The organism is Pseudomonas sp. LB3P14, assembly GCF_054898045.1.
Genome location: NZ_CM142714.1, coordinates 3,247,374 through 3,260,995 on the forward strand (window position 1 = coordinate 3,247,374; position 13,622 = coordinate 3,260,995).

General features: G+C 59.9%; 9 protein-coding genes. 5 read left to right on the forward strand and 4 right to left on the reverse strand.

What is annotated here, in order from left to right:
* Positions 1-98: 98 nt before the first annotated feature.
* Positions 99-1,721, reverse strand: coding sequence for a pyoverdine maturation tyrosinase PvdP (gene pvdP / locus ACYZT5_RS15175; protein WP_462051810.1), 1,623 nt, complete (start codon positions 1,719-1,721; stop codon positions 99-101).
* Between the two features lie 292 nt (positions 1,722-2,013).
* Between pvdP and pvdM the strand changes: the two genes are divergently transcribed.
* From pvdM to pvdO, 3 genes are read left to right on the forward strand one after another with little or no spacing between them, the layout of a single operon-like run.
* Entirely contained in the window at positions 2,014-3,363 is a 1,350-nt protein-coding gene (gene pvdM, locus ACYZT5_RS15180) for a pyoverdine-tailoring dipeptidase-like protein PvdM (RefSeq protein WP_462051811.1), read from the forward strand.
* Between the two features lie 30 nt (positions 3,364-3,393).
* Entirely contained in the window at positions 3,394-4,674 is a 1,281-nt protein-coding gene (gene pvdN, locus ACYZT5_RS15185) for a pyoverdine-tailoring periplasmic protein PvdN (RefSeq protein ID WP_462051812.1), read from the forward strand.
* Between the two features lie 22 nt (positions 4,675-4,696).
* Complete coding sequence (gene pvdO / locus ACYZT5_RS15190; RefSeq protein ID WP_462051813.1) at positions 4,697-5,560, forward strand: dihydropyoverdine dehydrogenase; 864 nt, start codon at positions 4,697-4,699, stop codon at positions 5,558-5,560.
* Positions 5,561-5,670: 110 nt separating this feature from the next.
* Here the strand turns inward: pvdO and ACYZT5_RS15195 are convergent, their stop codons facing one another.
* Entirely contained in the window at positions 5,671-7,032 is a 1,362-nt protein-coding gene (locus tag ACYZT5_RS15195; RefSeq protein WP_462047587.1) for an IS4 family transposase, read from the reverse strand.
* A gap of 223 nt (positions 7,033-7,255) precedes the next feature.
* Here ACYZT5_RS15195 and ACYZT5_RS15200 point away from each other — a divergent pair, with 223 nt between their 5' ends.
* Positions 7,256-8,905, forward strand: a complete 1,650-nt coding sequence (locus ACYZT5_RS15200; protein ID WP_462051814.1) for a cyclic peptide export ABC transporter — start codon at positions 7,256-7,258, stop codon at positions 8,903-8,905.
* A 199-nt stretch (positions 8,906-9,104) separates the two neighbouring features.
* A complete protein-coding gene (locus tag ACYZT5_RS15205; RefSeq protein WP_462051815.1) occupies positions 9,105-11,570 on the forward strand; it encodes a TonB-dependent siderophore receptor in 2,466 nt (821 codons plus the stop codon).
* Positions 11,571-11,807: 237 nt separating this feature from the next.
* On the opposite strand, the gene ACYZT5_RS15210 is transcribed toward ACYZT5_RS15205, so the two are convergent.
* Positions 11,808-12,170 (reverse strand): DUF6124 family protein, encoded by a 363-nt coding sequence (locus ACYZT5_RS15210; RefSeq protein WP_462051816.1) that lies wholly within the window; start codon positions 12,168-12,170, stop codon positions 11,808-11,810.
* A gap of 472 nt (positions 12,171-12,642) precedes the next feature.
* A complete protein-coding gene (locus ACYZT5_RS15215; protein WP_462051817.1) occupies positions 12,643-13,599 on the reverse strand; it encodes an alpha/beta hydrolase in 957 nt (318 codons plus the stop codon).
* Between the last annotated feature and the right edge of the window lie 23 nt (positions 13,600-13,622).

Consider the following 13,622-nt stretch of genomic DNA (forward strand, 5'->3'; position numbering starts at 1 on the left):
GCTCTGCGTGGGAATGCCTCAACGGACGCTCCGCGTTCGGCTCTTGATGGGGACGCAGAGCGTCCCGGGCTGCATTCCCACGCAGAGCGTGGGAACGATCATGTGACGACGACCGGCCTGGCCTTCAAATGCCGCGCATACCAAGGCCGCTGCGGCACTTTGCGGAACAAATCCGCCAATTTCTTCTCATCATCACCAAAGGTAATCCGCAACGCCAGCTTCATGCTTTCCGGGTCCATCTCAACCGACTTGCCCGTCTGCAACCCCGGCGTGGTGCTGCAACCATGCGTGCTCGGGCCGAGCCACGGGTCGTCGATCTCGACCCAACGGCCGGGCGCAAACCAGGGCACGCCATTCACCTCAAGGCGACTGACCTCCCCCGGATGAAAGCGCTCATGCGCGCGGAACCAGTCTTCCAGACGATCGTCGATCCAGCCATGGAAGTGCCAGAACACCGGGTTTACGTGAGAGGAAAACGGATCGCCGAGGAAGTCGTTTTCCGGCGCATACCAGCGCACGGAGAAGTCCGCCGGATCCCGGGCAAACGGCACTGGCTGGCCGTTGGATGGATCACGCGGCACTGAGGCCCAACGCATGTGCAGCCAGTCGTGCAGCCCCAATTCCACCTCTGAACCGAACTGACCCAGGGTCAATGTCGACAGATAACGCGGATCGCGGTACTGCGACTCCCAGACCTGGAAATTGCTGTGGTAGGTCTCGGCGGTCTTGATGTCACTGACCCATTGCGAGTACTCGGCATCGTCGTCGGCCAGCCATGTCGGCGGCAATGCGGTGCCGTCGTGGTTGTCGAAATACCGCGCGAACCCGACACGATCACGGGCCAGTTCCGGCTGTGGCAATGGGAAGTGCGACCAGGACGGCAAGTCCTGCAGGGAGCGCGCCTTGCCGAGCATGTGTCGGTGCATGAAGAAAAAATCCACACCCGAGCCGTTACGATCCTTGCGCGTGCCACGGGCATCACGCTCCTTGTCTCGCGGGCCAGGCTGCCAGCCAATGCCGCGCAGGGCGCCGCGCTTGTCTTCGGAAAGTGTGTGCCATTTGTCCCGGGAGGCATGCCAGAGTTGGTGAAACAGTCGATGCTCGGGCGAGATCAGCCAGGTTAGCAGCGCCGGATTGAGAGCGGTTCGCTCGCGGGCTTCGGGGAACACGCGCTTGACGGCAATGAAGCGATTGTCCTGCGCCGTCAACATCAACGGACGGTCCAGATTCAACACCCGACCACTGAGGGTGCCGCTGCCGGCGTTGCCGAAACCGGCCCAGACTTCGTCCAGCGCCATGCTGAATTCATAGTCCGCTGTGCCGCTGGCGCTGAGCAGTCGCCAGCTCAATTGCGCCGGATTGGCGCCGGCCAGATCGCCGAGTACCCGATAACGGGGCGCTTCGCTCGAACGCAAGCGCTCGGCGGTGTCGAGGAACCCGTTCAAGCCGCGACCTTTGTGACCGATGTCGAGAAACACCTCCAGCCCGTCCCGTGGCAGGCCTTCGATGCCGGCGTCACGACCTTCGAAACGAATCTGCCAGACACCCCGCAAGGTGTTCGCCAGGTGCTGGCCAGCGACATCCGCGACATCGAATGACGCTTCGCCGGGGGTGATCGTCGGATCCGGTTTCGTCCATTCACGATGCCCATAAAAAGCCGCAGGCACGGCGGCGCCGGTCAGCGCCAGGCCTGCCATGAACCATCGTCGAGAAATCGTCATTGCCCTACCTGTGTCAGCCATGAAGCAGGCTTTATCCAAGCTAGAACGTTTGTTGCCTCTACAAATTTATGGTGCCCCCCGAAAGATCGTTCCCACGCTCTGCGTGGGAATGCCACAACGGACGCTCCGCGTTCGGCTTTGGAAGGGACGCGGAGCGTCCCGGGCTGCATTCCCACGCAGAGCGTGGGAACGATCACTACAAACACTAAATTCCTTGGTCAACCACTCGTTCTTCCCAGATAGCAATGGCCCCTGCGCCTGCACCCCAACGGCGAACCTGACTGAGACGGCAATGACAAAACCACGTTCGAAAAAGGCGCTTTACATCGGCCTGCCGCTGGCCCTGGCGATCAGCGCCGGTGCAGGCTTTGCGGCTTGGGATTACTGGTTCAAGGACAATCCCGGTTACCCGGTCAAGGTGATGAAACAGGCCGATGAGTTGCACGAGCGAATCCTTTCCTTCGACAGCCACGTCACCGTCCCGCTGGACTTCGGCACCGCCGGCAATGAAGCGGACAAGGATGGCACCGGGCAGTTTGACCTGGTCAAGACCGGGCGCGGACGTTTGTCCGGCGCGGCGCTGACGATCTTCGGCTGGCCGGAAATCTGGAACGGCGCCAGCGCCCCGCACCGCCCCACCGCCGGTTTCGTCGACGAAGCTCGGTTCGAGCAGGAAACCCGCTACAAAATCATCAGTACCCTGGTTCGTGACTTCCCCAATCAGGTCGCCATCGCCTACACACCCGACGATTTCCGCCGCCTGCACGGCGAAGGCAAGTTCGCGATTTTCATGAGCATGCTCAACGCCTATCCGCTGGGTAACGACCTGAACGCCCTGGACAAATGGGCGGCCCGGGGCATGCGCATGTTCGGCTTCAGTTACGTGGGCAACAACGCCTGGGCCGACTCATCCCGACCGTTGCCGTTTTTCAATGACTCGCGGGACGCCCTCGGCGGCCTCTCGGAGATCGGCAAGCAAGCCGTGCACCGCCTCAACGACCTCGGCGTGATCATCGATGTTTCGCAGATGTCCACCAAGGCGCTGGAGCAAGTTGCCCAGCTGAGCCGTGCACCGATGGTCGCGTCCCACTCGGCGCCACGCGGGCTGGTGGACATCCCGCGCAACCTCAGCGACCAGGAAATGCAGCTGATCAAGAACAGCGGCGGCGTGGTGCAGATTGTCGGTTTCCCGACCTACATTCGCCCACTGAGCCAGGCCACCCAGGACAAACTCAACACCCTGCGCGCACGCTTCGACCTGCAACCGTTGCAAGGCCTGGAGATGGCGTTGATGCCAGGGGACCCGGTGATCACCGTCTGGTCCGAACAGCGCTTCGGCGAGTACGCCAGTCAGCTCTACGCCATCGTCGACGAGGAGCCCAAGGCAAACCTCAAGGACTACGGCGACGCGATCGACTATGCCGTGAAGAAAATCGGCATCGACCACGTCGGCATCAGTTCCGATTTCAACGACGGCGGCGGTCTGGATGGCTGGAAGGACGTCAGCGAGGCCCGCAACGTGACCGCCGAGCTGATCAGCCGCGGCTACAGCGAAGCCGATATCGCCAAGCTCTGGGGTGGCAATTTCCTGCGGGTCTGGGACCAGGTGCAGAAGTCTTCCAAGCCTGTGGCGAAAAACTGATCCCCTCTTTTGCAAAAGCGAACCGAGCTCATGACCAACCGTCGTTCATTCCTCAAGCAGGCCGGTATTCTCGTGGCCGGCCTGCCCCTGGGTGCTGCCGTGAACCTGCCGGCGTTGGCAGCCAATCCGGCGCCGCTGCCGAAGGATAAATGGGCGCAACTACGCCAGCTGTTCAATCAGGACCCGGATTACCTGCACTTCGCCAATTTTCTGGTGACCTCACACCCAAGACCGGTGCGTGAAGCCATCGACATGCACCGTGCCAACCTCGACCGTAATCCCGGTCGGGCCATGGACTGGGACCTGGGGGAAACCGAAAAGCGCGAGCAAGCAGTGCGCGTCTGGGCCGGTCGTTATCTCAAGGCCAAGCCTGAGCAGATCGCCCTCACTGGCAGCACCACCGAAGGCCTGTCGCTGATTTACGGCGGCATTCATGTGCGCCCGGATCAGGAAATCCTCACCAGCGAACACGAACACTACGCGACCAACTACGCGCTGGGGTATCGCCAGCAAAAGGACGGCGTCAAGGTTCGCAAGCTCAAGCTGTTCGAGAACAGTTACACCCTTTCCGTGGATGAAGTACTGGGCTCGATTGCCAAAGGCATTCGCCCCGAAACCCGAGTGCTCGGCATGACGTGGGTGCAATCGGGCAGCGGTGTGAAACTGCCGATCGGCGAGATCGGCAAACTGGTGGACGAACAGAACCGCAACCGCGAGGAAAAGGACCGCATCCTGTATGTGGTCGACGGCGTCCATGGCTTCGGCGTCGAGGACCTCGACTTCCCTGACATGCACTGCGATTTCTTCATTGCCGGTACGCACAAATGGATGTTCGGCCCTCGCGGTACCGGGATCATCTGCGCGCGTTCGGCCGAGCTCAAGGACGTGACGCCAACCATCCCGACGTTCTCCGAAGCCACCACCTTCTCGACCATCATGACCCCCGGCGGCTATCACAGCTTTGAGCACCGCTGGGCCCTGAATGAAGCCTTCAAGCTGCACCTGGATTTGGGCAAGGCCGAGGTGCAAGCGCGCATCCATGCGCTCAATACCTACGCAAAAAACCGTTTGCTGGAGCACCCGCAGATCGAATTGGTAACGCCAAAAAAACCAGACCTTTCAGCCGGTTTTACCTTCTTCCGGATCAAGGATCGGGACTGCGAAAAAGTCGCTGTCCAACTGATGAAAAACCGCGTGGTCTGCGACTCGGTGGACCGCGACGTCGGCCCGGTGATCCGCATCGCCCCCGGCCTGCTCAACACTGAAAACGATATCGACCGTTTCATGGCTGTGTTGAGCAAGAGCGTGTGATTTCCTTTAATCGAGATGACTCATGAACCGTGATCTGTTGACCCTGGCGCTGACTGCCCTCCTCGCAGGACTGCTGCCGACTGCCGCTCAGGCGGCCGCACCCGCGCAACCGGGCAAAGTGTTCAAGGACTGCCGGGACTGCCCGGAAATGGTCGTGCTGCCGGCTGGCACCTTCACCATGGGCACCCCCGATGACGAAGTCGGGCGCGAACCTGATGAAAGTCCGATGCACAAGGTGACCTTTGCCAAACCGTTCGCCATGAGCCGCTTCCAGGTCACCGCCGGCGAATGGGACAGCTACGTACGCGAAAGTGGCGTGACCATCGCCAATGGCGACACCCGGCCGGGTCGCGAGTGCGTCGCCAGCAAGCCACGTTATCCGCAGAGCCCGCGTCAGCCGGCGGTGTGCATGAACTTCGATGACGTGAAGAACTACGTCGCCTGGCTGTCGAAGAAGACCGGCCAGAAGTACCACATGGTCAGCGAGGCCCAACGCGAATATGCCGCGCGTGGCGGCAGCAAAGGGCCGTTCCCCTTCCCGTTCGATGAAGGCAAGGAATACAGCATCGCCAAGCACGCCAACACCTATGGCCCGGCGGACGGTTACAGCTACAGCTCGCCAGTGGGCAGCTACCCGCCGAACGCCTTCGGCCTGTACGACATGCACGGCAACGTCTACGAATGGGTCGAAGACTGCGAACACCCTGATTACGTCGGTGCCCCCACCGATGGCAGCGCCTGGGTCGAAGCCACTTGCGAAGCGGTGCGGATTCGCGGCAATGACTGGGGTGAAGCGCCAGTGTTCTCCCGCTCCGGCAACCGCAACAGCCAGTACCCGCAAGAGCGCGGCGACTGGATGGGTTTCCGCATCGTGCGTGAGTTGTAAGCTTTCTGCCGTTGATCGTTCCCACGCTCTGCGTGGGAATGCAGCCCGGGACGCTCCGCGTCCCAAGAGCGGACGCAGAGCGTCCATTGAGGCATTCCCACGCAGAGCGCTCATCGTTCTACACAACTCTCGATGAGCGCACGCTGGGCGTCTAATGCGATAACAAACTCACGTATTCGTTGCATCCCTATCCACATGGCCTTGGGGCCGGGAGGTCCGTCATTTTTACGCCCCAAGTAGCCTCCCAGGCTCGTGACCAGTAAAACCATTTCTCCTAAAGAAGGGGGCGCAGTGGGCGGTTGGCACCGTTTGACCACGATATAGGCTGCTTTCCACTCCGAAGCCTCAAACACCATCTCGCAGCTTAGATCGGGACAAGCACGTCCCAGCATCAGGCTGTACAGCACACGCCAGGTCGTGATCAGGTACAAACCAATGCAGGGCAACAACCGTTCCTCGGTCTCCAGCTGCAATCGACTGACCTGACAACCATTCTTCAGCACATTGAAAAACACTTCGATAGACCAGCGTACCCCGTACCACTCAACCACGGTGCTCGCCTGCTCCAGGCTAGTGACCGGCAGACTGGTCAGCAGCAGCCACTCCAGAGGTTCAACACCGTCTATGGCGTTTTCTTCACGGGCCAACACAGCATTGATCGAGACACTGGGCAATTTGTAACCCGACCTGTCGGGGGCACGCAGGGTCACGGTTGCCGCGCGCAAGGTGACATCAGCCAGTCGGGCGGGGCGCTGGGGACGAGCTTTGACTTCAACCTTGAGTGTTCCCAAGGACGGTGCCTGATCCAGTGCCGACCACAACTTCCCGTTGTCAGCCCCCAGCAAGCGCCTGTCTTGAGCCGCCCGCACGATCCATTGGGCCCGGGTGTCTGGACTGAACTCTTGATGATCAACAAACCATTCGTACAGATCGCCCTCAGCATCGGCGAGGTTGACCACCAGGGTCTGCGGTAGCTGCCCCTGAATCGCGCAACTGGTTTGATAACTGTCAATCCAGCGCTGACTCTCTTTCTCATCAATCCCTTTATCTCGGCGCTCATGGCGGGGGCTCGGTTTATCGCGGCTCCACCACTGAGCATCGACGACGCCCAGACAAATACGTTCGGGGGTAAAGGCAATGGTTGGGTGCAGACGTCGAGAAAACTTCTTCTGCGCCTTGATCGTGCCCATTCCTTTGGGACCGAGATTGACCCATTTGTCCATCTCGGTCGTGTCTTGCGCCAACAGCACCACGGGACTGCTTTGCATCCGTTGCAGGGTCGCGTCCTGATGGGGCCGCAACACCTTCTGGAACGTGACTTTCTCATTATCAAGAAATCGATAGGCCGCCGTGGTTTCTGCCAGCCCTCGACAAGCGGTCGGGATGCTGTTGCCGGGATGATCGGCTAGGCGTCCTAAAAAGCTGGCGAGCCTGGCATTTAAACGGCCATCACCCAAGTCGGCGGTTTTCATTTCGTCCTGTGCCCAATTCAATCTTCGTTCTCCATTTCTTCGAGTTTCAAAAATACTTGAAAACAGAGTTATGTAGAACGATGAGCGCTCTGCGTGGGAACGATCAATGTGTGTAGTCAGTGTTCTGAGTCGGACTCACCACCAGTCGGTGACCCTCTAAATTAAGCCTCCCACCAGACGTTCTACTGGGTATCTGCCTTCACGACCCAAGGAACTGTCTTCCATGACCCAGCCTACCCGTGGCGCCATCGGCGAATTGTTCGCCCTGTTGAAACCCTTTCGGCTCATCGTTGCCGCGTCCATTTTCCTGGGCATGGTCGGCGGCCTGAGCGTCACGGTATTGCTGGCGACCATCAACAACGCCCTGCATTCAGACACTGGCCTGACCCAAGGCGTCGTCACCCTGTTCGCCGGCCTGTGCCTGCTGGCCCTGGCCAGTTCGATCTGCTCGGACATCGGCACCAACTATGTCGGCCAGCACATCATCGCCAAGCTGCGTAAACAGTTGGGCGAAAAAGTCCTGTCGGCACCGATCGAACAAATCGAGCGCTATCGCAGCCACCGGTTGATTCCGGTGCTGACCCACGACGTCGACACCATCAGCGACTTCGCTTTCGCCTTCGCGCCGTTGGCCATTTCCGTCACCGTGACCCTGGGTTGCATGGGTTACCTGGCGATTCTGTCGTGGCCGATGTTCCTGATCATGGTCGCCGCCATCCTGATCGGAACCGCGATCCAGGCCTACGCCCAGAGCAAAGGCGTGCAGGGTTTCATGGCCGCCCGTGAGGCCGAAGATGAACTGCAAAAGCACTACAACGCGATTGCCGAAGGTGCCAAGGAACTGCGCATTCATCGTCCACGGCGCCAGCGCATGTTCGTCTCGGGCATCAAGGCTACGGCCGAGTTTATCTGCAACACCCAGGTGCGTTCGATCAATACGTTCGTGATCGCCAAGACGTTTGGCTCGATGCTGTTCTTTGTGGTGATCGGCCTGGCCTTGGCCCTGCAATCCTTTTGGCCGAGTGCCGACAAAACCGTGATGAGCGGCTTTGTGCTGGTGCTGCTTTATATGAAAGGCCCGCTGGAGCATTTGATCAGCACCCTGCCGATCGTCAGCCGCGCGCAGATTGCCTTCCGCCGCATTGCCGAACTCTCGGAGCAGTTTTCCACCCCGGAACCTCATCTGCTGCTCAGCGATAAAGGCAACGTCAAGCAAGCGGTACACGAACTGAAACTGGCCGATGTGCGTTTCAGCTTTCCGGCCGCCGAAGGGGCTGCACCGTTCCAGTTGGGGCCGGTGAACCTGACGATCAAGCAAGGCGACATCACCTTTATTGTCGGCGAGAACGGGTGCGGCAAGACCACGCTGATCAAGCTGCTGCTGGGCCTGTACACCCCACAACAGGGCGAAATCCGCGTCAACGGCGAGGCGATCGACGCGCAGAACCGCGATGACTATCGCCAGTTGTTCACCACCATCTTTGCCGACTATTACCTGTTCGATGATGTGGTCCAGGGCGACCAGCACATCCCCGAAGATGCCAACCAATACCTGCAACGGCTGGAGATCGCGCACAAGGTCAGCGTCAAGGACGGCAACTTCACCACCACCGACCTCTCCACCGGCCAGCGCAAACGCCTGGCCCTGGTCAATGCCTGGCTGGAGGAACGTCCGGTGCTGGTGTTCGATGAATGGGCGGCCGACCAGGACCCGACATTCCGGCGGATTTTCTACACCGAGCTGCTGCCGGACCTCAAACGTCTGGGCAAGACCATCATCGTGATCTCCCACGATGACCGTTATTTCGACGTGGCGGACCAACTGGTGCGCATGGAAAGCGGACGGGTCGTCACCGAGCTGGCCCCTGCCTGACAACCCGGTCCCCGTAGGAGCCAGGCTTGCCGGCGAAAGCGATCTTGAGGACGCCCTCGCCGGCAAGCCTGGCTCCTACAACCGCCTTTCGACATTTATTTTTCCGGTTTCTTTCCGGTTTCACGTTCGTGCTGCGTCTAATAATCATTCCTATTAACAAAAACTCTGCACAACACTTTTTCAGGAGCTCAGGTAAGTAATGCGACCTCAAACACGCCGCACACCTCTCGCGCTGGCCGTACAGCGCCCGACTTTGCATCGCACCCTGTTCACTAGCGTACTGCTGACCGCCACCTTGCTGGGGAGCTCGATGGCCAATGCTGCACCTGTGAAAGTGAACATTGCAGGTCAATCGCTTTCCAACGCGCTGACCGAGCTGGGTATGCAGACCAATCTGCAAATCCTCTACAGCCCGGACCAGGTTGCAGGCATCAAGTCCCGCGCAGTGTCCGGTTCGCTGGAACCGTCCGACGCCCTGAAGGCCATGCTGCAAGGCACCGGCATCTCGTTCCAGATCAACGGCAACAGCGTCACCCTGGTGTCCGGCGGCGGTTCGAGCCTGCAACTGGGCGCCACCACCATTTCCGGCCAGGCCCTGGGCCTGACCACTGAAGACACCGGTTCCTACACCACCGGCGCGACCACCACCGCGACCAAGTTGCCGTTGACCCTTCGTGAAACGCCGCAATCGGTGACCGTTGTCACGCGTCAGCAGATGGACGATCGCGGCGTTCAAAGCGTCGGCGACGCCTTGCGCAACACCCCTGGCATTTCGTCGCAGAAGTACGACAGCGACCGTACCGAGTTTTCCGCCCGTGGCCAGGCCATCACCAACTTTCAGTACGATGGCGTCAACACCATCTACGACGGTGTTTACGGTGAAAACCCGAACAACAGCGACGACACTGCCAGCCTGGACCACATCGAGGTCATCAAAGGCGCTACCGGCCTGATGACCGGCACCGGCGACCCTTCCGCCACGGTCAACCTGATCCGCAAGAAGCCGACCAAGGAATTCAAGGCCTCGGTCAGCGCCACCGCCGGCTCATGGGATAAATACCGCGCAGAAGGCGACATTTCCGGCTCGCTGACCGATTCCGGCAACGTGCGCGGTCGCTTCGTGAGCACTTATCAGGACGCCAACTCTTACCTGGATCATTACAGCCAGAAAAAAGACCTGTTTTATGGCGTCCTCGAAGCCGACCTCACGGACGACACCCTGCTGACCTTCGGCATCGACAAATCCAGTGCGACCCCGCGCGGTACATCCTGGACGGGTAACCCGACCTACTTCGCCGATGGCGGCCGTACCGACTTCTCTCGCAGCTTCAACCCGGGCGCCGACTGGAGCCGTCGTGATTTCGAGAGCACCACTTACTTCGCATCGCTGGAACAAGCGTTGGCCAATGACTGGAAACTCAAAGTCAGCCTGGACCAAAAAACCACAGATCACGACACCCAACTGGCCTCAGCCAGCGGCGGCAACCCGGACCGCGCCACCGGTGAAGGCATGTTCCTTTACTGGGGTCGCTGGGAAGGCCATCGCGTGCAGAACACCGCTGACGTAAACGTCTCCGGCCCGTTCACCCTCGGCGGTCGCGAACACGAAGTGGTTGCCGGTGTCATGGCATCGCACTCGCGCCAGACCGGCTCGACTTACGACACCAGCGCCTTCCAACTGGTGCCGGGCAGCATCTATGACTGGGAAGGTAATCTGCCGAAACAGGAGTTCCCGAAAAACGGCAAATACGAACGCACCCAGAGCCAAAACGGTATTTACCTAGCCACGCGCCTGCGTCCGACCGACGACCTGTCGTTCATCCTCGGCAGCCGTCTGAGCACCTTCAAGTACAACGAAGATTACTCCTACTATCCGGGCGGCACCCTGAGCGACACCCATGCCAGCTACAAGGAACATGGCGTCGTCACGCCTTACGCCGGTGTGGTCTATGACCTGAACGACACGTACTCGGCCTACGCCAGCTACACCAACATCTACCAGCCACAAATCTACAAGGACGCCAACGGATCGACCCTGGAACCGGTGGAAGGCAACGCCTACGAAACCGGTCTGAAAGCGGCCTACTTTGAAGGCAAACTGAACGCCAGCCTGGCCTTCTTCCGCATCGAGCAGGACAACGTCGCCGAATCGATCGGCACCAACCCGGTCACCAACGAAGGCATTTACAAAGCCATCGACGGCGCCACCACCAAAGGCGTGGAACTGGAACTGGCGGGTGAACTGGCCGAAGGCTGGAACCTGTCCGCCGGCTACACCTACGCCCGTACCCGTGACCAGGACGAGCAACGTATCTTCGGATACCCGTTGTCCACCACCCGGCCGGAACACGTCGTACGTACGTTCACGACCTACCGTCTACCAGGCGTCATGAACAAGTTCACCGTCGGCGGCGGCGTCAGCTGGCAGAGCGCTTTCTACGGCAAGATCTACAGCCCTACCGTCGGCGACTACACCCAGATCAAGCAAGGCGGCTACACCCTCGTGGACCTGATGACCCGTTATCAGTACGACGACCACCTGAGCTTCACCGTCAATGCCAAAAACGTCTTCGACAAGACGTACCTGACGGGCCTGGGCAACTTCGATACCACGTTCTACGGCGAGCCACGTAACCTGCAACTCACCGCGAAGTATGATTTCTGAGTGGCTGAGCTGAAATGAAAATGCCCGCATCGTGAGATGCGGGCATTTTTTATAGGCGATGGATTTGTGCTGACTGGCAGGCCGTCTTCGCGGGCAAGTCGGATCGCCGCACCGCTCGCTCCTACAGGTTTAGTGTCGGTCATTTATTCGTGGCTCGACGCTAACCTTGTAGGAGCGAGGCTTGCCCGCGAAGGCGATGGTCGAGACAGCAAAAAAACCTGTTCTGGACAGCAGTCACTACTCAGCCGAATCAAGCCTATCCAGCGCCCGGTTCACCGCCAGCTCCCCCAGCATGATGACTTGCGCAATCCCCAGCAGGGAATTTCGACTGGGCCCATCCATATGGTCCGCCAAATCCATGGCCATGACATTGGCCGATGCCAGCGACTCGCACGCATGGGCCAGCAGGGTTTCGGTATCGAGCTCCGGGTTGACGATGAACATGGTGCTGAGTTTGCGTGGGGTGGCGTTGATGAAAGCGGCAGGGTTGAGGTGGTAATCGAGGGCGCGGTCGGCGGCTTCGTGGAGTTTTTTTGAATCGGGGCTTTCATACGGGGATGCCGGATCGGTGTCCGGCGGGTTTGGTGTCGGTTTGAACATAGATGCTTCCCTTTGGTAGTTGGGCCGCAACCATCTCGCTACTACACGAAAGGGTGGCAGCTGTGCGCAAGTTAGTAGACCGGAAAGGTAAGCAAAAACCGGCGCGTCCGAGGACGCCATGCGCACAGCTACCATCAAGCGCAGGCGGAAACCTGACTGATGATGCTCATGCGACCGCAATTACCTTAGCCGGGCTACTAAACCCGATCACTGACAATCAGTGACGGGAACCAAGTTACCGACCGGCCCCAAGACGCACAAGCCGGCGGATTCTGGCGTAACTGTAGGCAACGACGCAAGGCGCTGTAGCTTTCATGAAGTAACGTTGCGGGGAATTAAACAAGCGCTGTTGATCGTTCCCACGCTCTGCGTGGGAATGCATCCCGTGACGCTCTGCGTCACATCCAGAAGCGGACGCGGAGCGTCCCTGGCGGCATTCCTTTGCTGCGCGTGGGAACGATCTGACTTCAGCTCACAACCGCGAATGCACCCACCCCGCCACTTCCGCATGAATCCCCTCAACCTCCCCCAACAACCCCGCCATGCGCAAAAAGTCATGGGTCATGCCCGGCTGCTCCAACAACGTCACCTCATTCCCCGCAGCACGTAACACATCGGCATACGCCAACCCTTCGTCATGCAACGGATCATGCCCGGCCAAATACACCAACGCCGGCGCCACACCCGACAGATCCGCCGCCAGCAACGGCGAGCACCGCCAATCCGCCAGATCCTGCGGCGTTCGCCCGTAATGCCCGTAGAACCAGTCCAGCGTCGGCGTCTCCAGCAAATAACCCTCGGCGAAATCCCGATGCGACGCCCGTTTCTTCGTGGCATCTGTCACCGGGTACACCAGCAATTGCGCCTTCGGCTTCAACGCCAGTTCCTGAGGTTCACGCACCGCCATGATCGACAACACCGTCGCCAGCGTCGCACCCACGCTGTCACCGGCCACGGCCACCCGCGTCGCGTCCAGGCCATGTGCTGCGCCTTCGCGGACCAGCCAGTTTCCCGCATCGCAGGCATCCTGCACCGGCGTCGGGAAACGCCATTCCGGTGCCAGGCGATAATCCACCGTCAACAGCGCGAAACCACCCTGGGAGGCCATCCGCCGGCACAGCGCATCATGGGAATCAAGGCTGCCGACCACGTAGCCGCCGCCATGAAAATACAACACCACCGGTTGCAACCCTGCGACCGATTGCCCGTCACGGTACAGCCGCGCCGACAGGCTGTGGCCGTCCCGCGCGGCAATGGTGAAGTCCTCGCAGGAAACGCTGTCCAGCGGCACATCGAGAAACCCGGAGGACGCTTCAAAATCGATCCGCGCCTGTTGTGGCGACTGTTCATGCATCGCGCGACTTTTGCCGGTCATCCGGCCGAACTCGGCGAGTTCTAAAAATGCTTCAAGTTCTGGCAAAACAGCCATGGGACGAATCCTTTAAATAATGA